Consider the following 25056-nt stretch of genomic DNA (forward strand, 5'->3'; position numbering starts at 1 on the left):
TGACGATCGGCGAAAGAGACCACTGGTCGATCAGCCCTCCGTGTGCGCGACGTACGCGTCGCGGTCGCGCAATCCGTCGAGCGCGTCGGTGGCGACCTCGACCTTGATGAGCCAGGCGTCCTCGAACGGCGAGGAGTTCAGCAGGGCGGGGTCGTCGACGACGGCCTGGTTGATCTCCGTGACCGTGCCGGTCACCGGCGCGTAGAGCTCGGAGACCGACTTGGTCGACTCCGCCTCGCCGAACACGTCGCCGCGGGCGAACGCGGCGCCGACCGCGGGGAGCTCGACGAACACGATGTCGCCGAGCGCGTCAGCGGCGAAGTCGGTGATCCCGACGGTGGCCACGGAGCCGTCGAGGGCGACCCACTCGTGCTCTTCGCTGTACTTGAGGGTGGTCAGATCGGTCATTTCGTCCTCCGGTAGAAAGGCAGAGCGGTCACGGTCGCGGGGATCTTCGTCCCCCGCACGTCAAGGAATACTGCGGTTCCCTCCTCAGCGGAAGAAGGAGTCACGTAGGCCATCGCGATCGGGTGGCCGAGAGTCGGGCTCAACGCGCCGCTCGTGATCTCGCCGAGCACCGTGTCGTCCTCGGCGACGACCGCGTAGCCCGCGCGTCCGGCGCGCTTGCCCTCGGCGGCGAGTCCCACGAGGACGCGAGCGTCGGATGCCGGTTCGACGGCGTCCTTGCCGACGAAGCGCTCCTTCGCCGTGACGACGACGCGGCCGAGACCGGCCTGCGCGGGCGCGGTGTCGAGGGTGAGCTCGTGGCCGTACAGCGGCATCCCCGCCTCGAGGCGCAGCGTGTCGCGGGCGGCGAGGCCCGCGGGCACCAGACCGTGGTCCTTCCCGGCGGCGAGCACGGCATCCCACAGATCCGCGGCGTGCTCCGTCGGCACGAGGAGCTCGAAGCCGTCCTCGCCCGTGTAGCCGGTGCGGGCCAGGAGCAGCGGGGCGTCGGCGAAGCGCGCGGAGGCCCAGGCGTAGTACTTCTGCTCCGACCACGGGATGCTGACCTCGTCGATCCCGGGGGTCGCGGCGACGATGCGCTCGGAGTTCGGGCCCTGCACCGCGATGAGCGCGTAGTCGTCGGAGACGTCGTCGACCGCCACGTCGAAGCCGTCGACGCGGGCGGACAGCGCCTCGCGCACGGCATCCCGGTTGCCCGCGTTGGAGATGACCAGGTAGTCGTCGTCCTGCAGGCGATACACGATGACGTCGTCGACGATGCCACCCGACTCCGCCAGCAGCAGCGAGTACTTGGCCTTGCCGACGGCGAGGGCGGAGAGTCGTCCCGCCAGGGCGTAGTCCAGGTAAGCGCCCGCATCCACTCCGCGCACCGTGAACTCGGCCATGTGCGAGATGTCGAAGATGCCCGCGGCCTGGCGCACCGCGTGGTGTTCGGCGAGGTCGGACGTGTAGCGGACCGGCATCTGCCAGCCGCCAAAATCGGTGAACGAGGCTCCGAGCGCCTCGTGACGGTCTCGAAGCGGCGTGTAGCGGGGGTCGGACATGGAGTTCTCCCGGGCGTGGGCGGGCGGAACGGCGCCAGCGCCGTTCCTCGGAACTCCCCCTCTGTCATGGGCCTGAGAGCTTCGCCCCCCGAGAGGGGCTTTCACCGTCGGCGGAGACTTGCGTCTCGCTTTTCAGAGTGGCCGGAACCGCGCGGTACGCGTACCTGAGAGATTGGCGGGGAGGCTTGCTCCTTCGGTGCCCGGCTGCGTTCGCCGGGGCTCTCCCGCGTGGTCCATTCGGCCGATGTTCGATTGTGGTCCCAGTGTAGCGGGAGTGCGGGACTGTGTAGCGGCAGTGCGGGGCCCGTCCCTGCCGTTCAGAGACCGGCGAGCTCCGCCCGCACCTCGTCGCGCAGACGACCCAGATTCTCCGGTTCCGGCGCCGCCCCGAGAAGGGTCCTCGTGTACTCGTGCTGCGGATTCAGGATCACGTCGTCGGCCGGCCCGCGCTCGACCACGTCGCCCTTGTAGAGCACCATGATCTCGTCGGAGAAGTGCCGGGCGGTCGCGAGGTCGTGCGTGATGTACAGCACACCGAGGTCGTCCTCGCGCTGCAGATCGGCCAGCAGGTTCAGCACCCCGAGGCGGATCGACACGTCGAGCATGGACACGGGCTCGTCCGCCACGATGAACCGCGCGCCGGGCGCCAGGGCGCGGGCGATCGCGACGCGCTGGCGCTGACCTCCCGAGAGCTCGTGCGGGCGACGCTCGGCGAAGCTCTCGGCGGGCGTCAGACGCACGCGCTCGAGCAGCTCCAGCGCACGCTCGCGCACCTGCGCGGTCGACAGCTTCGGGTGGTGCAGGCGGATCGGGCGCTCGAGGTGGTGGAAGATCGTGTGGAAGGGGTTCAGCGAGGCGAACGGGTCCTGGAACACCATCTGCACCTGCGAGCGGTACGCCTCCACGGCGCGGCCGCTCATGCCGCTCTCCTGCCCGTCGAGCAGGATCTGCCCGCTGGTGGGGGTCTCCAGCTTCATCAGCATCCGCGCGATCGTCGACTTGCCCGACCCGGACTCGCCCACGAGAGCGACGGTCTTGCCCGCCTCGATCGTGAACGAGACGTCCTTCACGGCGTGCAGGATCGAGGTCTTGAACCCCGACCGAAGGTGGAAGTCCTTGACGAGGTTCCTCGCCTCGAGGGTGGTGACGCTCATCGGATCTCCTCCTGGCTCGCACGGCTGCCCGTACGGACGAAGTCGCCGCGCTCGCCCGTGAGACTCGGGAAGCTCGACAGCAGCCGCTTGGTGTACTCGTGCTGAGGGGTGCGGTAGATCTCCTCGGCCGTCCCCTGCTCCACGATCTCGCCCTGCAGCATGACGGCGATCCGATCGCTGATCTCGATGAGCATCGGCAGGTCGTGCGTGATGAAGATGACCGCGAACCCGAGACGCTCGCGCAGGCGCATGATCTCGCGGATGATGCCGCGCTGCACGACCACGTCGAGCGCGGTCGTGGGCTCGTCCATGACCATGACCTGCGGGTCCAGCGCGAGGGCCATCGCGATCATCATGCGCTGGCGCATGCCGCCCGACAACTCGTGCGGGAAGCTCGTGAGACGGGAGGGGTCGACTCCCACGAGGGTGAGCAGCTCCTCGGCCCGCGCCTGCTTGTCCTTCTTCGACATCCCAGGACGGTGCGTGTCGAAGATGTCGAAGATCTGCGCCTTGACGTCGATCACCGGGTTGAGGGAGTTCATCGCCCCCTGGAACACCATCGAGATCTTGTCCCAGCGGAACGCGCGGAGCCCGTCGCCGTCGAGCGCGACCACGTCGATGTCGGTGCCGCTGCGGTCATGGAACACGATCTCGCCGTCGGTCATCAGCGCCGGCGCCTTGAGCAGCCGGTTCATGCCGTACGCGAGCGTCGTCTTGCCGCAGCCCGACTCCCCCGCGAGCCCGAGGATCTCTCCGCGGTTCAGGGTCAGCGACACGTTGCGCACCGCCTTGACCGGCGGGTCGACCTGGTACTCGATGGACACATTGCGAGCCGTCAGCACGGCCTCCGGAGCGCTCACGCGGCGACCCCCTTCGTCTTGGCGGCCTTGCGCACACGGCGCGCGGCATCCGGTGCGTTGCGGAGCTTCGGGTTGATGACCTCGTCGATCGCGAAGTTGATGAGGGCGAGGCCGGCGCCGAGCACGGCGATCATGACCCCTGGCGGCACGAACCACCACCACGCGCCACGTCCGAGGGCCTGTCCGGACTGCGCATCGTTGAGGATGCTGCCCCAAGTGATCGACGAGTTAGGTCCGAGACCGAGGTACGACAGACCGGCCTCGCCCAGGATCGCGAAGATGATCGCGAACAGGAACTGCGCGGTCAGCAGCGGCAGGAGGTTCGGCATGATCTCGACGAGGATGACGCGGAACGACCTCTCCCCCGCGACTTTGGATGCGTAGACGTAGTCGCGGGTGCGCAGCGACCTGGTCTGCAGCCGGAGGACGTACGCGGCTCCGGCCCAGGACGTGATGCCGAGGACGAACGCCACGAGCTGCCAGCTGCGCTGAGGCACGAACGAGGCGATCACCATCACCAGAGGGAGGCCGGGGATCACGATCATGACGTTGGTGAGCAGCGCGAGCGCGTCCTCGCGCCATCCGCCCAGGTATCCGGCGAGCACGCCGAACACGAGCGACAGCACGATCGCGATGCCGCCGGCGACGAGACCGACGAGCAGCGACCCCTGGGCGCCGATCGCGAGCTGCGCGAGCATGTCGTTGCCGAGCTTGGTCGTGCCGAGCCAGTGCTCCGCGGAGGGCGGCTGCAGGGCTGCGTTGTCGGTGCTCCGCGGGTTCTGCGTGAACATCGGCGCGATGATCGCGAACAGCACGATGGACAGCACGAGGATCACGCCGACGATGAACTTCGGCGAGCGGCTGGGCAGCAGCCCGCGGCCCTTCTTCGGCTTCCGCGTCGCGATCGCGACAGTCGTGGCCGGCTCATCGGTCGGCTGCTCTTTGACGATCTGCATCGGGGTGAGCTTGGTGTCAGACATTCTGGCGCGCCCTCGGGTCGATGAATCCGTAGATCAGGTCCATGAAGAAGTTGGCGGCGAGCACCGTGATGGTGATGACGAGGAAGAGACCCTGCATGAGCGCGTAGTCGTTGTTCGTCACCGCCTGGAACATGAGCTTGCCGATGCCCGGGTAGGTGAAGACCTGCTCCATGACGATGGAGCCGGCGACCACGAAGCCGAGCGTGATGGAGAAGCCGGCGATCGACGGGATCGCCGCGTTCCGGGCCGCGTAGGTCGTCATGATGCGACGCGGGCGCAGGCCCTTGGCCTCGGCGGTGAGCACGTAGTCCTCGGACATGGTCTGCACCATCATGTTGCGCATGCCGAACAGCCATCCGCCGACCGAGCTGATCACGATCGTGAAGGCCGGCAGGATCGCGTGCGACACGGCGTTCGAGAAGAACGCCCACGTCGGCTCGGGGCCGTCCGGGAAGTCGAAGACGTCGTAGCCGCCGAAGATCGGGAACCACCCGAGTCCGACCGCGAAGACCGCGACGAGGATGAGCGCCATCCAGAAGTACGGGATGGACTGCAGCACGGTGGTCGCCGGGATGATGTGGTCGACCCAGGTGCCGCGCTTCCATCCGGCCCAGGCTCCGAGCACGACGCCGAGGATGAACGAGATGACGGTCGCGGTGCCGACGAGGATGAGCGTCCAGGGCAGTGCCTGGCCGATCAGCTCGGTCACCGGAGTCGGGAACTTGGTGACGGAGACGCCCAGATCGCCCTGGAACATCCGCCCCCAGTAAGAGAGGTACTGCTCCCAGAGGGAGGAGTCGTCCCCGCCGAGCAGCAGCTTGATGTTGCGGATCGTGGTCTCGGAGACCTCGCCGCCCGCGCGCTGCATCTTGGCGATCATGATGTCGGCGGGATTGCCCGGCATCATGCGGGGAAGCAGGAAGTTGATCGAGATAGCGGCCCACAGCGTGAACGCGTAGAACCCTATCCTTCGTGCATAGAACTTCATGACGGTCTTCTTCGACTTCCTGCTTCCCCGGTGATGGTGCGATTACTTGGCGGGCTGGAGGTGCGTCAGGACGTAGCCTGCCGCGATCGCGCCCCAGGACGGCGGGAACGCGTACAGGTCGTCCTCGGTCGGCCAGCCGGTGTAGTCCTTCGTGTTGTAGAAGGTCTGCGTCGCATTGATCACGAGCGGGATGTAGGGCAGGTCACGGACGATCTCGGTCTGGATCGTGCCGTACAGCTCCTTCTTGGTCGCTTCGTCGTTCGTGCTGATCGCCGACTGCACCGCAGTGTCGACGACCGGGTTGTTGTACCGGCTGAAGTTCCAGCGGCCGGTGGGGACCTCTTCGCCGACCGGGCCGGTCGAGCCGACGGCCGTGCCGCCGAACCAGTCGCGGTAGATCTGGAACGGGTCGGCGACCGAGGTGCCGATCATTCCGCCGACGATGAGCTGGAAGTCACCGCTCTGGCGCGAGTCGGAGAACTCCTGCCACTGCACGGTGGAGGCGTTGATCTTGATTCCCGCGGCCTCGGCCTGCTCGGCGATCAGCTTGGCGGCGTCGTTGTAGTCCGTCCAGCCGTCGACCGAGGTGAGCGTCATCTCGACCTTCTGGCCGCCCTTCTCGTAGATGCCGTCCGAGCCCTTGGTGTAGCCGGCGGCCTCGAGGATGGAGCCGGCCTCGTCGGCGTTCGCCTCCTGGGGGCTGACCTCATTGGCGGGGTCGGCGACCCACTTCTCGTCGCGCGGGAGCAGTGCGTACGTAGGCGAGATGTCGCCGGTGAGACCGACGAACGCCTTGTCCTTGATCGTGCCGCGGTCGATCGCGGCGTTGAGAGCCTGACGCACGGCGACGTCGGTCTGCGGACCTGCGCAGCCGAGCTCGGCGTTCGAGCAGGTGTAGAGCACCGTCGGGTCCTGCGGGGTGTTGATCCAGGAGATCGCGCCGTTCGCTGTGACGTCGTCCGGGTTCGGGATGAACATGCCCGTCCAGTCGAGCTTGCCGGCGGCGAGCAGGTCCTGAGCGGTCTGGTTGTTGTCGACGGCGATGTACTGGACCTTCTTGACGCCGAGCTCGTCGGCGTCGCGGAAGTTCTCGTTCGCGACGAGGGTGTACGACTCGCTCGTGGTCTTGTCGACCACGTAGGCGCCGGATCCCACCGGGTCCTCGTTGGCGAAGTTCGCGTAGTCGTCGACGTCCGCCCAGATGTGCTCGGGGAGGATGTACGTCGACCCGAGGCGCTGGAACTCCGTCGTGTACTGGGCCGAGGAGTAGGTGAGGACGACGGTCGTGTCGTCGGTCGCCTCGGCGGACACCAGGCCGTTGCCCTCGGGGTTGTTGGCCTCGTAGTTGAACGAGAAGGCGACGTCGGCGGCGGTCAGCGGCTCGCCGTCGCTCCACTTGAGGTCGGGCTTGATGGTGACCGTGATCACCGTGCCGTCCTCGTTGTACTCGTAGGAGTCGCCGATCAGGCCCTCGGGCTCGGAGTCCGCGGTCTTGTTGAAGAAGAACAGCGGCTCGTAGATCGGACCCAGCGCGCCATGCAGGACGGTCGGCGCGAACGGGTTGTAGTTCGCGGTGATGGGGGTCTGGCTTCCGGCCCAGACGCGGAGAGCGCGGTCGCCGTCGGCTCCGCCTCCCTCGCTGCCGCCGGCGCCACAGGCCGTGAGGCCCAGGGCGAGGACGGAGGCCCCCGCCACAGCGGTGAGCGCGATCTTGCGCTTTCCGTTACGGATCATTCTGTCAATTCCTCTCGGTGCTGCACTGCAGGAGGGATTCTCCGGGAAGGAGACGGATCCCCGGGCGGGGGTCTCGGGCAAGCCCCCGGTAGGGGTTTGTTAGGACAGTAACCTAACAAACCCGATTCCGGTGAACAAGGGTTCCGCCCCGTCCCAGATAACGTTTCGGACTCGACGCCGCCCGGGCGTCACACAGTGGCACTAAGGGTCTTGATGACACTAAGATCGAATTCGGAGGTTAAGGTGATCATGACTCAAAGTCGCGAGATCGATGTGGCCGTATCCACGGTCATCCTCACGCTGCGCCGATCCGACAGTGGAGACCCCGTACTGGCGCTTCCCCTCGTGCGCCGCACCCGCGAGCCCTTCGAGGGACAATGGGCGCTGCCCGGAGGATGGCTCACGACCGCGGAGTCGCCCGTGGATGCCGCGGCGCGCACGCTCGCCGAGACCACGGGGCTCACGCCGAGCTACCTCGAGCAGCTCTACGCCTTCGGGGCCGTCGACCGCTCCCCCACCCGAGTGGTCTCGATCGTGTACTGGGCACTGCTGCGGCAGGACGACGTGGATGCGCAGAGCGCCGCACACCGCGCATCCGGCCTCGCGCCCGAGAACGTGAGCTGGTTCGACCTGACCGAGCTCCCCGTGCTCGCCTTCGACCACGACAAGATCGTCGACTACGCGCTGTGGCGCCTGCGGAACAAGGTCGGCTACAGCCGGGTCGCCCACGGCTTCCTGCCCGCCGAGTTCACGCTGGCGGAGCTGCGCGAGGCCTATCAGACGATCCTCGGGCGCTCGCTCGACCCCGCGAACTTCCGGCGCCAGGTCGAAGCGACCGGCACCCTCCTCCCCACCGACCGCTTCCGCACCGGAAGCCATCGGCCCGCCCGACTGTACCGATACGACACCGATGTGGAGCTGGCCGACCACGGCCCGCTCGGCCCCGAGGAAACGAGCATCCGATGAGCATCACCTTCGTCCCCACCCCGCCCGTCCCGCCGCTCGACGCGTCGGTCGACCACGCGATCCAAGCGATCGTCGCGGGCGCGTCGACCGACGAGACCTGTGCGACCGACCTCGCGGTCGGACCCTGGGACTTCGACACCCGACCGGGCTACGGCCCCGGCTCCTCCATGGGCGACGTGATCCCGACCGGGGCGCCGCGCCAGGGCGAGCTTCCCCGCGAGTACCGCGAGGCGGGCGAGGACGAGCTCGACGAGCGCATCCGGGCCGCCAAGGCGACCCTCGGCGATCGCGTGGTGGTGCTCGGCCACTTCTACCAGCGCGAGGAGGTCGTACGCCACGCCGACTATGTGGGCGACTCGTTCCAGCTCGCCACCGCCGCGAAGGGGCGCACCGACGCCGAGGCGATCGTCTTCTGCGGCGTGCACTTCATGGCGGAGACGGCGGATCTGCTGTCGGGCCCCGACCAGGCGGTGATCCTGCCCAATCTCGCCGCGGGCTGCTCCATGGCGGACATGGCGGACATCGATCAGGTGGAGGACTGCTGGGAGCAGCTCGCCGAGGTGCTCGGCGATCTCGACGCACAGGACGCGGACGGCCGCGTGCCCGTGATCCCCGTGACCTACATGAACTCCTCCGCGGCGATCAAGGGCTTCGTCGGCCGTCACGGCGGCATCGTGTGCACCTCCTCGAACGCGGAGACCGTGCTCGAGTGGGCGTTCGAACGCGGACGCCGGGTGCTCTTCTTCCCCGACCAGCACCTCGGCCGCAACACGGCCAAGGCCATGGGCGTGCCGCTCGATCAGATGCCGATGTGGAACCCTCGTCGCGCCCTCGGCGGCTCGACCGCAGAGGCCCTCGAGGACTCCCGGGTGATCCTCTGGCACGGCTTCTGCTCGGTGCACCGCCGGTTCACGGTCGCGCAGATCGACCAGGCTCGCGCCGAGCACCCCGGTGTGCGCGTGATCGTGCACCCCGAGTGCCCGATGGAGGTCGTGGATGCCGCGGACGAGGCCGGCTCCACCGACTACATCCGCCGGGCGATCGCCGCCGCCGAGGAGCCCACCACCTTCGCGGTCGGCACCGAGATCAACCTCGTGCGCCGCCTCGCCGCGCAGTTCCCGCAGCACGAGATCTTCTGCCTCGACCCGGTCGTGTGCCCGTGCTCGACCATGTACCGCATTCACCCCGGCTACCTCGCGTGGGTGCTGGAGGAGCTCGTCGCCGGTCGCACCCCGAACCGCATCTCCGTGTCCGACGACGTGGCCGCCCCTGCGCGCGTCGCTCTCGAGCGGATGCTGGCGGCGAAGCCGCGAGTGGCGGCGAGCGCGCGATGACCGTCGTCGTGGTCGGGTCCGGCATCGCCGGTCTCACCGCCGCGCTGCACGCGCACGAAAGCGGCCACAGCGTCGTGCTCGTCACGAAGGGACGACTGGGCGACGGGTGCACCCCGCTCGCCCAGGGCGGCGTCGCCGGGGTCTACGGGCCCGACGACTCCGCGGACCTGCACGCGGCCGACACCCTCGACGCGGGGGCGGCGCTGTCCGACCCGCGTGCGGTGGCGGCGCTGGTCCAGGATGCCGGGGCGCGGATCGCCGAACTGATCGCACGAGGGGTGGCGTTCGACCGCTCCCCCGACGGCCGCCTCCTGCTCGGGCGTGAGGCCGCTCACCGCCACGCGCGGATCGTGCACGCCGGGGGCGACGCGACCGGGGCCGCGATCTCCCGCGCCCTGATCGACGCTGTCCGCTCGACCTCGATCGAGGTGCGGGAGCATGCACTGCTGCTCGACCTCCTGGTGCGCGACGGACGGGTGCGCGGCATCCGTCTGCTCACCGATGGGGCGGTTTCCGACCTCGACGCCACGAGCGTGATCCTGGCGACGGGTGGAGCAGGGCAGCTCTACGCGCACACCACAAACCCCACGGGCGCGACCGGAGACGGCATCGCTGCTGCCCTGCGCGCGGGGGCCGCGGTGGCCGACCTCGAGTTCGTGCAGTTCCACCCGACCGTGCTCGTGGGGGGCGCCCCGTTCCTGATCTCCGAGGCCGTGCGCGGCGAGGGCGCCACCCTCGTCGACGACGGCGGCCGACGCTTCGTCTTCGATGTGCACCCAGACGGCGAGCTCGCGCCCCGGGACGTCGTCGCCCGTGCCATCGCGCGTCGCGCGGCCGCGCAGGGTGCGCCGGTGCGCCTCGATGCCACGGCCCTCGGTGCGGGGCGGCTCGCGAAGCGCTTTCCCACGATCGACCGGGTGACGCGCGAACGCGGTCTCGACTGGGCACGGGAGCCGATCCCCGTGACGCCCGCCGCGCACTATCTGATGGGCGGCGTGGTCACCGATCTCGACGGCCGCACGACTCTTCCTGGTCTGTTCGCGGTGGGAGAGGTCGCGCGCACCGGTGTGCACGGCGCCAACCGGCTCGCGTCGAACTCGCTCCTGGAAGGGGCCGTGTTCGCGGCACGCGCCGCAGCGGCGCTCGACGAGTCGTGGACACCCGTGCCGGCGCTCCCCGTCGACGCCGTCTCCAACGCGGTGTCCCCCACCGGTCTCGCACCCGTCGACCGTGCTGCTCTGCAGCGGCTGATGTGGGACGACGTCGGCCTGCTCCGCACCGACGAGGGCCTGCGCCGCGCTCTCGCGACGGTGCGCGCCTGGATCGCCTCCGCACCCGCGCCTCGGACCGTGGCCGAGCACGAGGATGCTGCACTCCTGCTGGTCGCCGAGGCCACCGCATCGGCCGCCCTCGCCCGCGTCGAACCGGTCGGCGCCCACTACCGCGAACCCGCCGGCGACCTCGTCGCCCCCGTCCTGGAGACCGTCTGATGCTCACCCCTGCCCTGATCACCCGCGTCGTCGGAGCCGCGCTCGAGGAGGATGCGCCCTGGGGCGACCTCACGAGCACGACCCTGCTCCCTGCTGACGCGACCGCGACCGCCGACCTCGTCGCCCGGGAGGCGGGCGTGTTCAGCGGCGGTGAGGTCTTCACCGCCGCGTTCGCCCTCACGGATGCTCGGGTGAGCGTCGACGTGCACGTCGGCGACGGAGACGAGTTCGTGCCGGGTGACGTGCTCGCCTCGGTGTCGGGCAGCGCCCGCAGCATCCTCACCGCCGAGCGCATCGCCCTGAACTTCGTCCAGCGCATGAGCGGCATCGCGACGCTGACCGCGGCGTACGTACGCGCGATCGAAGGCACCTCGGCGCGCATCGCGGACACCCGCAAGACCACACCGGGGCTGCGAGCGTTCGAGCGCTATGCGGTGCGCTCCGGCGGCGGGCACAACCACCGCCACTCGCTGTCGGACGCCGTGATGGCCAAGGACAACCACCTCGCCGTCCTGCAGCGCTCCGGGCAGGATCTCGCCGGCGCGCTGCGCGAGGCCCTCCGGCAGCTGCCGCACACCACGCACGTCGTGGTCGAAGTCGACCGGATCGACCAGATCGAGGCCGTTCTCGCCGGCGGCGCCCACACCGTGCTGCTCGATAACTTCACCCTCGACGACCTGCGCGCGGGAGTCGCCCTGATCGGCGACCGCGCCCAGGTCGAGGCCTCGGGCGGTGTGAACCTCGACACCGTGGCGGGTATCGCGGCGACCGGCGTCGACGTGATCTCGGTCGGCGCCCTCACGCACTCGGCACGAGCGCTGGACCTGGGCCTGGACGTGCGGATCGACTGAGCGGATGCTGTACCTCGACCACGCCGCCACCTCCCCCCTCCGTCCGGAGGTGCGCGACGCCATGCTCCCCTACCTCGTGGGCGTGTTCGGCAACCCGTCGAGTCACCACACGGTCGGCGAGGCCGCTGCGGATGCGCTCGAGGATGCACGGGCACGAGTCGCCCGCAGGCTGGGGTTCCGTTCGGGGGATGTGATCTTCACCGGCGGCGGAACCGAGGCCAACAACCTGGCGATCAAGGGCATCACGCTCGCCGCGATCGAGCTCGGGCGACGACACGTCGTCGTCTCCCCGATCGAGCACGAGTCGGTCCTCGAGGCAGCCGACTACCTCCGGCGCTTCCACGGTGTCGACGTGACGCGGCTCGCCGTCGACGCCGCCGGGCGCATCGCCGACGAGAACGTGCGCGCGGCCGTTCGCGAGGACACAGCGCTGGTATCGATCGGCCACGCCAACAACGAGATCGGCACGGTGCAGGACATCGCCGCCTTGGCTGCCGTGGCCCGGGACGCCGGAGTTCCGCTCCACGTCGACGCCGTGCAGTCGGCGGGTTGGCTGCCCCTCGATGTGCTCGGCGCTGACGCACTCAGCCTCGCCGGCCACAAGATCGGCGCACCGAAGGGCATCGGCGTCCTCGCGGTTCGCGGTCGGATCCCCCTCGAGCCGCTGCTGCACGGTGGCGGGCAGGAACGCGGGAGACGCTCGGGCACCGAGAACGTGGCAGGCGCCGTGGCGCTCGCGACCGCCCTCGACCTCGCCGCGGAGGAACAGGACGCGGTGCGCGAGCGGGTCGGCGCGGCGACGTCGCGTTTCATCACGGCGGTCCTCGCGGCGGCGCCGGGCGCCGCGCTCACGGGCGACCCCGTGCGGCGACTGCCGGGGTGCGCGAGCTTCACGTTCGCCGGAGTGAACGGCGAGACCGTGCTGCTCGAGCTCGAGCGGCGCGGGGTCGTGTCGTCGAGCGGTTCGGCGTGCGCCGCCGACAGCGGAGAGCCGTCACACGTGCTGCTCGCGTGCGGCATCGCACCCGACCTCGCTCAGACCTCCGTGCGCTTCACCTTCGGACGCGAACCGCTGCCCGAGGACGCTCCCGAGCGCCTCGCGGCGATCGTCGCGGATGCGGTGCGCGCAGCGTCCGGCGCCTGAGCATCCGCCCCGGGTGCGATCACGGCCATAGACTCGACCGGTGACCGCCTCCGACCCGATCGTGACGATGATCGTCCCCGGCCGCGACGTCGCCGCGTTCGCCCCCGCCGCCCTCGATTCGTTGCGCGCGCAGACCGAGTCCCGCTGGCGGGCCGTGCTCGTCGACGACGGCTCGACCGATGAGACCGGCCGCGTGTTCGCCCGGGCTGCGAGCGAGGACCGCCGATTCCGCGTGCTCGCGCATGAGGCGTCCCGCGGCCTCGGGGCCGCGCGCAACGCCGCCCTCGCACTCGTCGACACGCCGCTCGTAGGGTTCCTCGACGGCGACGACGAGCTCACCCCGCACGCCCTGGAACGTCTCACCGGGACCCTCGCCGAGACGGGAAGCGACCTCGTCGCCGGGGCCTACGTCCGGTCGCGCTTCGACGGCGAGCGCTACGCCCCCGGCCGGGTGCAGCCCTGGGTGGCGGCGGCCACGGATCCCGAGCGGCGAGCGACCAGCATCCACGCCCACCCCGCGGCGAGCGCGAACATCGTGGCCTGGTCGAAGATCAGCCGCACGGCGCTGTGGGCGGGCCTCCGCTTTCCCGAGAACGTCGCCTACGAGGACCAGGTCGTCGCCCAGCAGCTCTATACGCGGGCCGCGGCGTTCGATGTGATCCCCGACGTGGTGGTGCACTGGCGTCTGCGCGCGGACGGCACCTCGATCACGCAGGGCAGGGCGCGGCTCCCGGTGCTCCGCGACTACCTGGAGGCGTTGCGCGGCGGCATCCGCGTGCTGCAGGATGCGGGGGCCACGGCGGCTGTGACCGCGCGGCTCGAGCTGATCCTCGCGATGGACCTCCCGCCCCTGATCGACATCGCGCGCACGCATCCCGATCCGGAGTACGCGGAGGCTGTCGAACGCTTCGTCGCCGAGCTGCGGGCACTCCCGGAGTTCGCCGACGCCTCCCCCGATCCCGCATTGGCCGCCGCGCTCGCGTGGTGACCCGAACCCCCGAGGAACCCCATGGACGACTATCTCGCCGGACTGTTCTCGCTGCGCGGCCGCACGGCCGTCGTGACCGGCGGCAGCTCGGGCATCGGCCGCGGCATCGCGACCGCCCTCGCCAGGGCCGGCGCGTCGACCGTGATCGTCGCGCGCGGCGAGGAGCGCATCGCGCAGACCGTGAAGGAGCTGCGGGATGCAGGGGCGACCGCCGCCGGCGTCGTGGGCGATCTCGGCTCGCGCGCCGGCATCCATGCACTCGCCGAAGCGGCGACGGACCCCTTCGGCGAACCCGACATTCTCGTGAACTCCGCGGGCGTGAACATCCGTCCGCCCTATGCCGACATCACGGAGGACGACTGGGACACGACCATGACCGTGAACGCTCTGGCGCCGTTCCTGCTCGGCCAGCGCTACGGCGTCGGCATGGCGGCGCGTGGATACGGCCGCATCATCCACATCAGTTCGCAGCAGGCGCATCGTGCGTTCGTCTCGAGCGGCGTGTACGGCGCATCGAAGGGCGCAGTCGAGTCGCTCATGCGCTCGGAGGCCGAGGCCTGGGGAGGCACGGGAGTGACCAGCAACACCCTCGTGCCCGGCTTCGTGCTCACCCCGTTGAACGCCCGCCTGCAGGACGACCCGGAGAAGGTCGCCGCTCTCGCCGCACGCACCATGGTCGGACGCAACGGCCTGCCGGAGGACTTCGCCGCCGCCGCGGTGTTCCTCGCCGGTGCGGGCTCGCGGTACGTGACCGGGCATTCGCTCTTCGTCGACGGCGGCCTGTCGGTGCACTGACCGCACCACCGCCACCCGCCCGGCCGGATCAGGCCTCGTTCGGGTAGACCCGCTCATCGTCAGGAGGGGCGTCCAGCAGCGGCACGCCGGCTGTGAGCGTGGCGACGGCATCCTCGCCCGCCGAGCCGACCGGTGCCCGATCCGCGCGACGCTCGGTGAGCGCGGCCTCCCCTTCGGACGCCACCGCATCCTCGATCTCCGTCTCGGTGTCGAGCACTCGTGAGGCCGCGACCTGCTGCGCCGCGAGCTCCGCGTAGAGCCCGCCGAGGGCGAGCAGCTCGGCATGCGTGCCCGACTCGACGATCCGCCCCGCCTCGAGCACGTGGATCACGTCGGCGCCCATCACGGTCGAGAGCCGATGCGCGATCGTCAGCGTCGTGCGCCCCTTCGCGGCCTCGTCGAGCGCCTCCTGCACCACGCGCTCCGACACCGTGTCGAGCGCCGACGTCGCCTCGTCGAGCAGCAGCACGGGAGGGTCCTTCAGCAGCACGCGCGCGATCGCGATGCGCTGCTTCTCGCCGCCGGACAGCCGGTAGCCGCGCTCGCCGACGATCGTGTCATAGCCCTCCTCGAATCCCGCGATGATGTGATGGATGTTCGCCGCGGTGCACGCGGCGAACATCTCGGCCTCGGTCGCCTCCGGCTTGGCGTACAGCAGGTTCTCGCGGATCGTGGCGTGGAACAGGTACGTCTCTTGCGACACGATCCCGACCTGGTCGATGATCGACTCCTGTGTGAGCGTCCGCACGTCCGCGCCGGCGAACAGCACCGCACCGCCGTGCGCCTCGTAGAGCCGCGGGGCGAGGTAGAGCACCGTGGTCTTGCCGGCGCCGGACGGGCCGACGAAGGCGACGTGCTGCCCCGGCTCGGCCGTGAACGACACGCCCTGCAGGGTCGGCCGTGCGTCCGCCGCGGCGTCGGGGTAGCGGAACACGACCTCGTCGAACTCGATGCGTCCGCGGGGCCCCGGAGCGTCGGCGACATCGATCGCGCCGGGGGCGTCGCGGATCTCGGGTACGAGGTCGAGGTACTCGAAGATGCGCGCGAACAGCGCCGACGAGGTCTGCAGGTCGAGCGAAACGCGCATGAGGCCCATGAGCGGCTGCAGGAGGCGCGCCTGCACGGTCGTGAACGCGACGATGGTGCCGGCGGTGAGCGCGCCGGCGCCCCCGGCGATCAGGTAACCCGACACGAGGTAGATCACCGCGGGGACGCTCGCCATGAGCACCTGCACCACCGCGAAGAAGCCCTGGCCGCTCATCGCGCGGCGCACCTGGAGGCGGACCTGGTTGCGGTTCTCGGCCTGGTATCGCTCGGACTCGGTGCGCTGACGGTTGAAGGCCTTCGACAGCAGCATGCCCGATACGCTCAGCGTCTCCTGCGTGATCGACGTCAGCTCGGACAGCGATTCCTGCGTCTCCCCGGCGATCCGCGCCCTGACCTGCCCGACACGCCGCTGCACGACGACGAGGAACGGCATGAGGATGACGGCGATCAGCGTGAGGCGCCAATCGATCAGGATCATCGCCACGAGCGAGGCGATCACGGTCACGACGTTGCCGAGGATGCTGGTGACGGTGTTCGTGAGGACGCCCGAGACCCCTCCGACGTCGTTCTGCAGGCGCGACTGGATCACACCCGTCTTCGTGCGGGTGAAGAAGCCCAGTTCCATGGCCTGCAGGTGCTCGAACAGTCGAACGCGGAGATCGCCCGTCACGCTGTTGCCCACGGTCGACGTGAGCCAGGTCTGAGCCACCCCGAGTCCGGCGGAGAGGAGGAAAAGTCCGATCATCGCCAGCACGAGCCAGAGCAGGAGCTGCACCTGCGGGGCGCCGCCGTCGACCGGGAAGAGCGCGTCGTCGAAGATCCGCTGCACGATGAGCGGCGGGATCACGGCGATCCCGGCTCCGACGACGACGAGCAGTCCCGTCACGGCGATGCGCCAGCGGTAGGGCCGGAACAGCCCGACGACGCGGGCGCCGAGCCCGCTGATCCGCGGCGCCTCCGCGTTCAGCCTGCGCTGCGCGGCCTCGTCGACGCCGCGGAAGCCTCCGCCGCGGCCACCGCCCGTCCCGCCCATGCTCATGTCGTCAGCGTAGTCAGAGGCGGCGACGTCGGGGCGCGATCGCGATTCCTGACCGTCCGCTGTGAGCGGATTCGTCCGGATCCGGAATGAAATGTCGCACACCGCCGTTACGCTGAATGGTCCCCGCGCATTCGCGCACCTCTTCTTCCTCTCCGCGCCTAGGAGGCCGCCGCATGTCTGCCGTCGACACCGGTTCCATCACCACGCCCCCTGCCGCGACCGCGGGCGGGATCGCGCGCAGCGACATGCGTGTGATCTGGCTGCTCCTCGTCGCCGCGTTCGTCGCGATCCTCAACGAGACGACGATGGGCATCGCGATCCCGCACCTGAACGCCGACCTGGGCATCCCGCCGGAGCTCGGGCAGTGGCTCACGAGCGCCTTCATGCTCACGATGGCGGTCGTGATCCCGACCACCGGCTTCATCCTGCAGCGCTTCACGACACGTCAGGTGTTCATCGCCGCCATGACGGCGTTCTCCCTGGGAACCCTCGTGGCCATGCTCGCCCCCGGTTTCGCGGTGCTGCTCGCCGGTCGCGTGATCCAGGCCGCGGGTACCGGCATCATGATGCCGCTGCTCATGACGACGATCATGAACGTGGTGCCCCCGCAGTCGCGTGGTCGCATGATGGGTCGCGTCGGCCTGGTGATCTCCCTCGCCCCCGCGATCGGTCCGACCCTCGCGGGCGCCGTGCTCGAGACCCTGAACTGGCGCGCGCTGTTCGCGATCGTCCTGCCGATCGCGATCGTCTCGCTCGCGATGGGCGCCAAGTGGATGACGAACCTCGGCGAGACGCGCATCGCTCCGCTCGACATCGTCTCGATCCCGCTCGCCGCCCTCGGCTTCGGCGGCATCGTGTTCGGCCTGAGCCAGTTCGGCGGCCACGGCGGCTCCGGCGAGACCGTGGGCATCGCCTCTCTCGTGGGCGGCGCGATCGCGCTCGCGGCGTTCGTGTGGCGTCAGCTCGTGCTGCAGCGCGTCGACGACGCCCTGCTCGACCTGCGCGTGTTCCGCTCCGTGAACTTCACGTTCTCGGTCATCATCATGACGATCCTCGCGCTGTCGATGTTCGGCACGCTCACGCTGCTGCCGCAGTACCTGCAGAACGTCGCCGGCCTGAACGCCCTCGAGTCGGGTCTCGTCCTGCTGCCCGGCTCCGTGCTCATGGGTCTGCTCGGCCCGATCATGGGACGCATCTACGACGCCAAGGGCACCCGCCCGCTGCTGATCCCCGGCACGATCCTCGTCTCGGCCGCCCTGTTCTTCTACTCGACGGTCGGTGAGCACACCGTGTTCTGGGTGCTCATCCTGGTGCAGGCCGCGATGTCGGTCGGCCTCGCGATGTCGTTCACCCCGCTCTTCTCGGCCTCGCTCGGCTCCCTCGACCGTTCGCTGTACTCGCACGGCTCAGCGGTGCTGAACACGCTGCAGCAGGTCGGCGGCGCCGCGGGTGTCGCCCTGCTCACCGTCACGTACTCGTCGATCCTGCACGCCGGTGAGGACCAGGGCCTGTCGACGGCGGTCGCCGGCGCACCCGGTGCACGCATGGCCTTCCTCATCGCGGCGATCATCTCGCTCGCGGCCGTCGCGCTCAGCGCGTTCGTGCGCAAGCCGGCCGAGGAGCCGAGCGGCGCCCACGTCGGGCACTGATCTCGCGCGCGGCGGTGTGCTGCTCTCCTAGGGCGCCTTGGGCGCCGGGAAGTGACACACCCCGCCGCTGCAGAAGCCGGCCGTCTCCGACCCCTCGACCGAGAGTCCGTCGAGGAGGTTCAGGGCGCCGGGCGGGGTCGCCGACGCACTCGGTGTCTCCTGTCCCACGGGTTCCTGTGTCGTAGCCATCCCTCGATCGTACGCCTGTCCGAGACGTGTGTCGCCGATCGGAGGATTCGCCGGCAGACAGGAGAACGACAGGCGCGCCCTCTACGGTGGAGGGATGCTCACCCGATCCCTGGCTCGCGTGTACTGGGCCTTCAGCCGCTGGACGCTCACAGTCGAGGCCGTGCCGACGCGGCCCACCGTGTTGATCGGAGCGCCGCACACCTCCAACTGGGACTTCGTGCTCATGCTGGCGATCGCCTGGCGCCTGGGTGTCGACGTGCGGTGGCTCGGCAAGAAGAGCCTGTTCCGCGGCTGGCGCGGGCCGATCATGCGCCAGCTCGGCGGTATCCCCGTCGATCGCGCCGACCCCGCCCGAGTGGTCGGCGACGTGGTCGCGCAGGTCGAGGCCGGTGAGGTGTTCGGACTGGTCGTCACGCCCGATGGCACGCGACGCAGCAGTTCGCACTGGAAGTCGGGTTTCTACCGCATCGCGCGGGAGACAGGCATGCCCGTGACCCTCGGTTTCGTGGATCGCACGACCATGACGACGGGACTCGGTCCCACGCTCGACCTCACGGGCGACGTCGCCGCGGACATGGACCGCATCCGCGCGTTCTACGCCGACAAGTCCGGCATCCGTCCGGAGTTCCGCCGCGAGCCGCGTCTGCGCGAGGAAGCGGATCAGACGCCCTTCTCGGTCTCCGATCGCGCGTAGTCGAGATCGTCGGCGTCGAGTTCCTCGGCCATGCCGACGACGGCGCCGGTGATCTCCCGGATCTCCTCTCGCGCGACCTCGCCGAGGTGCGGCGCGTGCTCGAAGACATCGAGCCGCGCCTCGTCGGTCAGCTCGGGCCACCATTCTCTGATCGGTGGGAGCGTCATTCCGCACCCGCCGATATACGCGGGTCAAGAGTCTGGACACGGTGCGACGCAGGCCGGAAGACTGAGCGGATGGACCCGGAAGAACGTCCCCTGCACCCGATCGAGCGCGACGACCGCGTCGACGGCCGCGACGAGACGCCCAACGAACGGGCCGACCGCAACTGGGACGAACTGCTGCAGGAACTCCGGGTCATGCAGACCGGCACGCAGATCCTCACGGGCTTCCTCCTCGCGGTCGCGTTCCAGCCCCGGTTCACGGAGCTGGATCTGTTCCAGCGCGACGTGTACGTGTTCCTCGTGGGCCTCGCCGCTCTGGCCACGATCCTGGCGCTCGCGCCGGTGGGCATGCACCGGGCTCTCTTCGGACGAGGCCGCAAGGCGCAGCTCGTCCGCATCGCCGCCCGGATCGTCCGCATCGACCTCATCGTGATCGCGGCGCTCACGGTCGGTGTGACGACCCTCATCATCGACTTCACGATGGGGCGCACTGCGGGCTTGATCGCGCTCATCGCCTCTATCGTCGTGGTGCTCGCGCTCTGGCTGGCACTGCCGAGCCTCGCTCGCCGAGCCAAGGACATCACGCAGAGCTGAGCGCTCAGCGTCCCGCGGGCGTGCGGTTCTCGGCACTCACCATCCACGCGAACTGCTCGAGGCTCTCCAGCACCGCATGCAGGATGTCGGCGGAGGTCGGATCCTCCTCGTCCACGGCGTCGTGCACGTCGCGCATCGTCGCGATCGCGGCCTCCAGCCGGGCGGTGATGAGGTCGATCGTCTCCTCGGTCGACACCTCGCCCATGGGGAAAGCCGGCAGCGACGTCGTCTCGACGATCGTGTCGGTGCGTCCGTCCGGCACGGCGTGCAGCGCGCGCATGCGCTCTGCGACCGTGTCGCTGAACTCACGCGCCGCGTCGATGATCTCGTCGAGCTGCCGGTGGGTGTCACGGAAATTGCGTCCGACGACATTCCAGTGCGCTTGCTTGCCCTGCAACGAGAGTTCGATCAGGTCGACGAGCACGGTCTGCAGGTTCGCCGCCAGAGTCGGCGACGCCGTGAACCCCTTCTCGGCGTTCTGACGACGAGTGGTCTTCGCGCCGCGCTTGGGGCCGGCGGCGGTGGTCTTCTTCTCAGCCATGATGTGTCCTCCTGGGCGGCGACGATAGCCCGTCGACCAGCACGCTTCCGAGGGGGTTGACAGCCCCCGGCAGCTGGCCCGATCGTGGCGGAGGAGGTACCGATGACCCACGGGAATCAGCAGATCGACATCGCACCGCTCACCCCCGAGGATGCCGGGGAGGTGCTCACCCTGCAGCGGGCGGCGTTCGTGTCGGAGGCGCTGATCTACGGCAGCCCGGATATGCCGCCGCTCACCCAGACGCTCGCGGAGGTCGAGGCCGAGCTGAGATCAGGCAGCGGTCTGGGCGCGAGGCTCGACGGGCGCCTCGTCGGGGCGATCCGGTTCGTCGAGAATGACGGGATGCTGCTGGTCGGCCGCATCGCGATCGCGCCGGACGCGCAGGGCGAAGGCATCGGACGCGCTCTCCTCGACGCTGCCGAGCAGGCGTCGAGTGCGCACACCGCCGAACTGTTCACGGGCAGCCTCAGCGAGGCCAACATCCGCCTCTACGAGGAGCTCGGCTACTCGGAGAGCGAGCGCATCCCCCAGGGCGACGGCACGGACCAGGTGTTCCTGCGCAAACCTCTGCATCCGGTGGGAGAACCCTCCGAACCTGGCGCGTCGGGTTGAACCGCCGGACGAGGTTCGGAATCGTGGCCCGGACACGTCGCGCCTGCCTCGTGTCCGCAACCGGAAGGAGAAAGCACATGCTCACCCTCACCGACAACGCCACCGCCATCGTCAACACTCTCGTCAGCCGTCAGACCGACGCCGCCGACGCCGGGCTCCGGATCCACTCCACGCCCGCCCCCGGACCCGACGGCGGCGCTCGCCTCGCCGTGCTGGTCACCCCCGACCCTGAGCCCGCCGACCAGGTCGTGGAGGTCTCGGGCACGCGCCTCTTCCTCGACGAGACCGCGGCCGCGGCTCTCGACGACAAGATCCTCGACGCGGGTGTCGACGACGAAGGCTCCGTGTCCTTCGCCGTGCTCCCTCAGGCCTGACACACGGTCTTCACGGATGCCGCGGCTCGATGAGCCGCGGCATCCGTGCGTCCGCCTCGGTGCGCCGCTCGCGTAGGTTGGATGCTGAGCCCGCTTGTCCCGTCCCCCAAGGAGCGTCCCGCGCATGAAGATCGCGCTGCTGCGCCGCTACGTCGTCCTCGCCGAGACCCTGCACTTCCCGCGGGCCGCCGAGCAGCTCGGCATCCCGCTCGCATCGCTCTACACCTCCCTCGACAAGCTCGAGGCGGAGGTCGGGCACACGCTGATCAACCGTGACGGCACTCCGCGTCTCACGAACGTCGGCGCGCTGTTCCTCACCGAGGCACAGGCCGCGGTCGCCGCTGCTCCCCCGCCCGCGCCGAAAGCCGTGGCACCTGCCGGGGGCAAGGCCAAGGCTTCGAAGGGCAAAGGTCGCGCGCCGATCGTGAAGGGTCAGCCGAAGCCGTACAAGAAGCGCCAGGGACGCTGAGATCCCGAGGTCAGCGCTCGGTGACCTGACCGTCTTCGACGATCCATCGACGGGTGGTCTGCACGGCATCCAGCATCCGCCGGTCATGCGTCACGAGAAGCAGCGTTCCGGTGTAGGTCTCGAGCGCCTGCTCCAACTGCTCGATCGCGGGCAGATCGAGGTGGTTCGTGGGCTCGTCGAGCACGAGGAGGTTCACGCCGCGTGCCTGCAGGAGCGCGAGTGCGGCTCGGGTCCGCTCGCCCGGTGAGAGTCCGTCGACTCGGCGCGTCACGTGGTCGGCCTTGAGCCCGAACTTCGCGAGGAGCGTGCGCACGTCGGCGGAGGACATCTCGGGGACGAGCCCCTCGAACGCGTCGGCGACCAGCGCATCGCCGGGGAACAGCGACCGTGCCTGGTCGATCTCGCCGATCTGCACGCTGCTGCCGAGACTCGCCGTGCCCTCGCTGGGCGACTGACGTACCAGCAGCGTGCGCAGCAGCGTGGACTTCCCGGCGCCGTTCGGACCGGTGATGCCGATGCGGTCGCCGGCGTCGACCTGCAGCGACACCGGACCGAGCGTGAACTCCCCCTGTCGCACGACCGCGCCGCTCAGAGTCGACACCACACTGCTCGAACGAGGCGCCGAGCAGATCGTGAACTCGAGTCGCCACTCCTTGCGGGGCTCCTCGACCTCCTCGAGTCGTGCGATCCGGCTCTCCATCTGGCGCACCTTCTGCGCCTGCTTCTCACTCGACTCCATCGACGCCTTGCGCTGGAGCTTGTCGTTGTCGGGCGACTTCTTCATCGCGTTGCGCACGCCCTGGCTCGACCACTCCCGCTGAGTACGCGCGCGGGCGACGAGGTCTGCCTTCTTGTCGGCGAACTCGTCGTACTTCTCGCGCAGGTGACGGCGCACGACCGCCCGCTCCTCGATGTACGCGTCGTAGCCCCCACCGTAGAGGCGATGCGAGTTCTGCGCGAGGTCCAGCTCCAGCACGCCGGTGACGCTGCGGGCCAGGAACTCCCGGTCGTGGCTGACCAGCACGACGCCGCCGCGCAGGCCTCGGACGAAAGTCTCCAGACGGTCGAGCCCGTCCAGGTCGAGGTCGTTGGTCGGCTCGTCGAGGAACACGATGTCGAAGCGCGACAGGAGCAGCGCGGCGAGGCCCACGCGCGCGGCCTGGCCGCCCGAGAGACCCATCATCTGCGCGTCGGCGACGGCGTCCGCGCCATCGGGGAAACCGAGGTCGGCGAGCACAGCAGGGATACGCTCGTCGAGGTCGGCGGCTCCGCTCGCGAGCCAGCGGTCGAGCGCCTCCGAGTACGCATCGGCCGGATCCACCCCGGCCGGCGCGAGCGAGGGATCGGCGAGCGCCGCGGCCGCGGCATCCATCTGCCGCGTCGCCTCCGCGCATCCGGTGCGGCGGGCGATGTACGCGGCGACCGTCTCGCCTTCGACGCGTTCGTGCTCCTGCGGGAGCCAACCCACGAAGGCGTCGGCCGGGGCGAGGGAGACCGTGCCGGAGATCGGCGAGTCGACGCCCGCGAGCAGACGCAGCAGCGTCGACTTTCCGGCGCCGTTCGCCCCGACGACGCCGATCACATCGCCCGGGGCGACGGTCAGGTCGAGCCCCTCGAACAGGATGCGGTGGCCATGGCCTCCCGCGAGATCGTGGGCGACGAGGGTGGCGGTCATCAGACCATCCTCTCAGCCACGCGCTGCGCGGCTGTCCGGAGCGAGGGTGATCAGAGCCGGACGGCGTCGTGGGTCTCGAGCTCGAAGCGCTGGCCCGGATAGCGGAGGCCCGAGAAGTACATGTTCGTGTGCGCGACGATCTGCTCGCCTGAGATCGGCACGCCTCCCCACTCGGTGTCGACCGTCGTGTGGGCGTCGCTCACGAGCGTGACGTCATAGCCGTCAACGGCCGCGCGCTGCATGGTCGTGCGGACGCAGAAGTCCGACTGCGCCCCGGCGATCACGAGGCGCGTCGCACCGAGCCGGTCGAGCACCTCGCGCAGATCCGTGTCGGCGAAGGAATCGCGATAGTCCTTGTGGATCACGGGCTCGTCGTCGGCACGACGCAGCGGCGCGGCGAGCTCCCACTCCGGGGCGCCGACGCCGACCGGGTCATGGTGCACCCAGATCACGGGCGTTCCCGCCTCGCGGGCACGCCGGACGAGGGCATCCGCGCGGGCGAGCACGCCGTGCTCGTCGACGCATCCCGTCATCACGCCGACCTGCATGTCGATCACCAGCACGACGGTTTTCATGGCGTCAGTCCCAGTCGAGGTATTCCTCGATGATCACGCCGGTCTCGATCGGGTGATGCATCGGGAAGAGGTGGTCTCCGGCGATCGTCTTGATACTGGAGCGATCGGGCACGCTCGCCTGCAGCGCCTCGGCATTCGCGGGCGGGGTGTCGACATCCTCCGTGCCCTGCACGATCAGCACCGGGATCGCCGGCGCGACCGGGATCGCGACGTCCTCGACGCCGAGCAGCAGCAGGCCGTTGGCACGGTCGGTGTGCGCGGCGACGAGAGCGCGGGCGATCGTTCCCCCGTAGCCGTGCCCGCCGATCCAGGTGTCCTCGATGCCGACGTGGTCGATCACGGCGACGGCATCCGCGACCCGCTCTTCGAGCGAGGCCTCCCCGGCACGGTGACCGATGCGCAGTACGTGGAAGCCGGCCTCCTCGGCGAGGTAGTGCGCCGCGACTCCCAGCACGTCGGCGGCGAGCCCCTGCTCCTGGATCAGGACCAGCTTGACCGGACCGTCGCCCTCATCTGCGAAGGGGATGGCACGGCCGTCGGGCTCGAAGATCTGGGTGTCGGTCATGCGCGTGCGGCTCCTCGGTCGTCTGCAGGGGTCGTCGTCCAGCGTATCGCGGCGGGGTTAGGTGCGCCTCACCG

Annotated in this window: 27 protein-coding genes and 2 riboswitches; of the genes, 13 read left to right on the forward strand and 14 right to left on the reverse strand. The window is 69.7% G+C overall.

All coding sequences use genetic code 11. The annotated features are described in order from the left end of the window. Nucleotides 1–30: 30 nt before the first annotated feature. From gcvH to MRBLMX7_RS04210, 7 genes are all read right to left on the reverse strand, one after another. Nucleotides 31–408 carry a glycine cleavage system protein GcvH gene (gene gcvH / locus MRBLMX7_RS04180; protein WP_363366332.1) on the reverse strand — a complete coding sequence of 126 codons (378 nt, stop codon included), beginning with the start codon at nucleotides 406–408 and terminating at the stop codon, nucleotides 31–33. Then, nucleotides 405–1511 carry a glycine cleavage system aminomethyltransferase GcvT gene (gene gcvT, locus MRBLMX7_RS04185; protein WP_363366333.1) on the reverse strand — a complete coding sequence of 369 codons (1107 nt, stop codon included), beginning with the start codon at nucleotides 1509–1511 and terminating at the stop codon, nucleotides 405–407. Before gcvT ends, gcvH begins: the two co-directional genes overlap by 4 nt. 54 nt (nucleotides 1512–1565) lie before the next feature. After that, nucleotides 1566–1652, reverse strand: a riboswitch (glycine riboswitch). Between the two features lies 1 nt (nucleotide 1653). Then, a riboswitch (glycine riboswitch) is annotated at nucleotides 1654–1748 on the reverse strand. Nucleotides 1749–1828: 80 nt separating this feature from the next. Further along, a complete protein-coding gene (locus MRBLMX7_RS04190) occupies nucleotides 1829–2665 on the reverse strand; it encodes an ABC transporter ATP-binding protein (RefSeq protein WP_050721446.1) in 837 nt (278 codons plus the stop codon). Continuing rightward, nucleotides 2662–3525, reverse strand: a complete 864-nt coding sequence (locus tag MRBLMX7_RS04195; RefSeq protein WP_363366334.1) for an ABC transporter ATP-binding protein — start codon at nucleotides 3523–3525, stop codon at nucleotides 2662–2664. Before MRBLMX7_RS04195 ends, MRBLMX7_RS04190 begins: the two co-directional genes overlap by 4 nt. Next, entirely contained in the window at nucleotides 3522–4505 is a 984-nt protein-coding gene (locus MRBLMX7_RS04200; RefSeq protein ID WP_363366335.1) for an ABC transporter permease, read from the reverse strand. Before MRBLMX7_RS04200 ends, MRBLMX7_RS04195 begins: the two co-directional genes overlap by 4 nt. Next, a complete protein-coding gene (locus MRBLMX7_RS04205) occupies nucleotides 4498–5493 on the reverse strand; it encodes an ABC transporter permease (RefSeq protein ID WP_050721449.1) in 996 nt (331 codons plus the stop codon). The genes MRBLMX7_RS04200 and MRBLMX7_RS04205 overlap by 8 nt, the downstream gene beginning before the upstream one ends. 42 nt (nucleotides 5494–5535) lie before the next feature. Beyond that, on the reverse strand, nucleotides 5536–7227 hold the full coding sequence (locus tag MRBLMX7_RS04210; RefSeq protein ID WP_050721450.1) for an ABC transporter substrate-binding protein: 1692 nt from the start codon (nucleotides 7225–7227) through the stop codon (nucleotides 5536–5538). A gap of 249 nt (nucleotides 7228–7476) precedes the next feature. Between MRBLMX7_RS04210 and MRBLMX7_RS04215 the strand changes: the two genes are divergently transcribed. From MRBLMX7_RS04215 to MRBLMX7_RS04245, 7 genes are read left to right on the forward strand one after another with little or no spacing between them, the layout of a single operon-like run. Continuing rightward, nucleotides 7477–8193: an NUDIX hydrolase gene (locus MRBLMX7_RS04215; protein WP_363366336.1), complete on the forward strand. Its 717-nt coding sequence runs from the start codon at nucleotides 7477–7479 to the stop codon at nucleotides 8191–8193. Then, nucleotides 8190–9527 (forward strand): quinolinate synthase NadA, encoded by a 1338-nt coding sequence (gene nadA / locus MRBLMX7_RS04220; protein WP_363366337.1) that lies wholly within the window; start codon nucleotides 8190–8192, stop codon nucleotides 9525–9527. The genes MRBLMX7_RS04215 and nadA overlap by 4 nt, the downstream gene beginning before the upstream one ends. Then, on the forward strand, nucleotides 9524–11017 hold the full coding sequence (gene nadB, locus MRBLMX7_RS04225) for an L-aspartate oxidase (RefSeq protein WP_363366338.1): 1494 nt from the start codon (nucleotides 9524–9526) through the stop codon (nucleotides 11015–11017). Before nadA ends, nadB begins: the two co-directional genes overlap by 4 nt. Continuing rightward, nucleotides 11017–11868: a carboxylating nicotinate-nucleotide diphosphorylase gene (gene nadC / locus MRBLMX7_RS04230; RefSeq protein ID WP_363366339.1), complete on the forward strand. Its 852-nt coding sequence runs from the start codon at nucleotides 11017–11019 to the stop codon at nucleotides 11866–11868. Before nadB ends, nadC begins: the two co-directional genes overlap by 1 nt. 4 nt (nucleotides 11869–11872) lie before the next feature. Further along, on the forward strand, nucleotides 11873–13012 hold the full coding sequence (locus MRBLMX7_RS04235) for a cysteine desulfurase family protein (RefSeq protein WP_363366340.1): 1140 nt from the start codon (nucleotides 11873–11875) through the stop codon (nucleotides 13010–13012). 40 nt (nucleotides 13013–13052) lie between these two features. Next, nucleotides 13053–14000, forward strand: a complete 948-nt coding sequence (locus MRBLMX7_RS04240) for a glycosyltransferase family 2 protein (protein ID WP_414685085.1) — start codon at nucleotides 13053–13055, stop codon at nucleotides 13998–14000. 21 nt (nucleotides 14001–14021) lie between these two features. Further along, nucleotides 14022–14795, forward strand: coding sequence for an SDR family NAD(P)-dependent oxidoreductase (locus tag MRBLMX7_RS04245; RefSeq protein WP_363366341.1), 774 nt, complete (start codon nucleotides 14022–14024; stop codon nucleotides 14793–14795). A gap of 28 nt (nucleotides 14796–14823) precedes the next feature. Here the strand turns inward: MRBLMX7_RS04245 and MRBLMX7_RS04250 are convergent, their stop codons facing one another. Further along, nucleotides 14824–16875, reverse strand: a complete 2052-nt coding sequence (locus tag MRBLMX7_RS04250) for an ABC transporter ATP-binding protein (RefSeq protein ID WP_363370807.1) — start codon at nucleotides 16873–16875, stop codon at nucleotides 14824–14826. Nucleotides 16876–17054: 179 nt separating this feature from the next. Here MRBLMX7_RS04250 and MRBLMX7_RS04255 point away from each other — a divergent pair, with 179 nt between their 5' ends. After that, on the forward strand, nucleotides 17055–18530 hold the full coding sequence (locus MRBLMX7_RS04255) for an MDR family MFS transporter (RefSeq protein ID WP_363366342.1): 1476 nt from the start codon (nucleotides 17055–17057) through the stop codon (nucleotides 18528–18530). A 27-nt stretch (nucleotides 18531–18557) separates the two neighbouring features. Here MRBLMX7_RS04255 and MRBLMX7_RS04260 read toward each other — a convergent pair whose 3' ends face one another. Next, nucleotides 18558–18719 (reverse strand): hypothetical protein, encoded by a 162-nt coding sequence (locus MRBLMX7_RS04260; RefSeq protein ID WP_363366343.1) that lies wholly within the window; start codon nucleotides 18717–18719, stop codon nucleotides 18558–18560. A gap of 94 nt (nucleotides 18720–18813) precedes the next feature. On the opposite strand from MRBLMX7_RS04260, the gene MRBLMX7_RS04265 reads away from it, so the two are divergent. Then, nucleotides 18814–19413 (forward strand): 1-acyl-sn-glycerol-3-phosphate acyltransferase, encoded by a 600-nt coding sequence (locus MRBLMX7_RS04265; RefSeq protein ID WP_363366344.1) that lies wholly within the window; start codon nucleotides 18814–18816, stop codon nucleotides 19411–19413. On the opposite strand, the gene MRBLMX7_RS04270 is transcribed toward MRBLMX7_RS04265, so the two are convergent. Beyond that, nucleotides 19380–19580 (reverse strand): hypothetical protein, encoded by a 201-nt coding sequence (locus MRBLMX7_RS04270; RefSeq protein ID WP_050721459.1) that lies wholly within the window; start codon nucleotides 19578–19580, stop codon nucleotides 19380–19382. The two genes, MRBLMX7_RS04265 and MRBLMX7_RS04270, sit on opposite strands and share 34 nt — an antisense overlap. Before the next feature lie 69 nt (nucleotides 19581–19649). On the opposite strand from MRBLMX7_RS04270, the gene MRBLMX7_RS04275 reads away from it, so the two are divergent. After that, nucleotides 19650–20171, forward strand: a complete 522-nt coding sequence (locus MRBLMX7_RS04275; RefSeq protein WP_363366345.1) for a DUF6328 family protein — start codon at nucleotides 19650–19652, stop codon at nucleotides 20169–20171. A 4-nt stretch (nucleotides 20172–20175) separates the two neighbouring features. Here the strand turns inward: MRBLMX7_RS04275 and MRBLMX7_RS04280 are convergent, their stop codons facing one another. Then, complete coding sequence (locus tag MRBLMX7_RS04280) at nucleotides 20176–20712, reverse strand: Dps family protein (RefSeq protein ID WP_363366346.1); 537 nt, start codon at nucleotides 20710–20712, stop codon at nucleotides 20176–20178. A 102-nt stretch (nucleotides 20713–20814) separates the two neighbouring features. Between MRBLMX7_RS04280 and MRBLMX7_RS04285 the strand changes: the two genes are divergently transcribed. The 3 genes from MRBLMX7_RS04285 (at nucleotide 20815) to MRBLMX7_RS04295 (ending at nucleotide 22167) form a co-directional block, all read left to right on the forward strand. Beyond that, nucleotides 20815–21324: a GNAT family N-acetyltransferase gene (locus tag MRBLMX7_RS04285; RefSeq protein WP_363366347.1), complete on the forward strand. Its 510-nt coding sequence runs from the start codon at nucleotides 20815–20817 to the stop codon at nucleotides 21322–21324. Nucleotides 21325–21401: 77 nt separating this feature from the next. Further along, the gene (locus MRBLMX7_RS04290; RefSeq protein ID WP_050721463.1) at nucleotides 21402–21698 is read left to right on the forward strand and encodes a Fe-S cluster assembly protein HesB; all 297 of its coding nucleotides are present in this window, start codon (nucleotides 21402–21404) and stop codon (nucleotides 21696–21698) included. A gap of 124 nt (nucleotides 21699–21822) precedes the next feature. After that, entirely contained in the window at nucleotides 21823–22167 is a 345-nt protein-coding gene (locus MRBLMX7_RS04295) for a LysR family transcriptional regulator (protein WP_363366348.1), read from the forward strand. A 10-nt stretch (nucleotides 22168–22177) separates the two neighbouring features. On the opposite strand, the gene MRBLMX7_RS04300 is transcribed toward MRBLMX7_RS04295, so the two are convergent. The 3 genes from MRBLMX7_RS04300 to MRBLMX7_RS04310 are packed head-to-tail and all read right to left on the reverse strand — an operon-like array spanning nucleotide 22178 to nucleotide 24982. Continuing rightward, nucleotides 22178–23842 (reverse strand): ABC-F family ATP-binding cassette domain-containing protein, encoded by a 1665-nt coding sequence (locus MRBLMX7_RS04300; RefSeq protein WP_363366349.1) that lies wholly within the window; start codon nucleotides 23840–23842, stop codon nucleotides 22178–22180. Between the two features lie 50 nt (nucleotides 23843–23892). Continuing rightward, the gene (locus MRBLMX7_RS04305) at nucleotides 23893–24417 is read right to left on the reverse strand and encodes an isochorismatase family protein (protein WP_363366350.1); all 525 of its coding nucleotides are present in this window, start codon (nucleotides 24415–24417) and stop codon (nucleotides 23893–23895) included. Nucleotides 24418–24421: 4 nt separating this feature from the next. Further along, nucleotides 24422–24982, reverse strand: a complete 561-nt coding sequence (locus tag MRBLMX7_RS04310) for an alpha/beta fold hydrolase (protein WP_363366351.1) — start codon at nucleotides 24980–24982, stop codon at nucleotides 24422–24424. Nucleotides 24983–25056 lie beyond the last annotated feature (74 nt).

This window comes from Microbacterium sp. LMX7-1.2, from assembly GCF_040675935.1.
GTDB lineage: Bacteria > Actinomycetota > Actinomycetes > Actinomycetales > Microbacteriaceae > Microbacterium.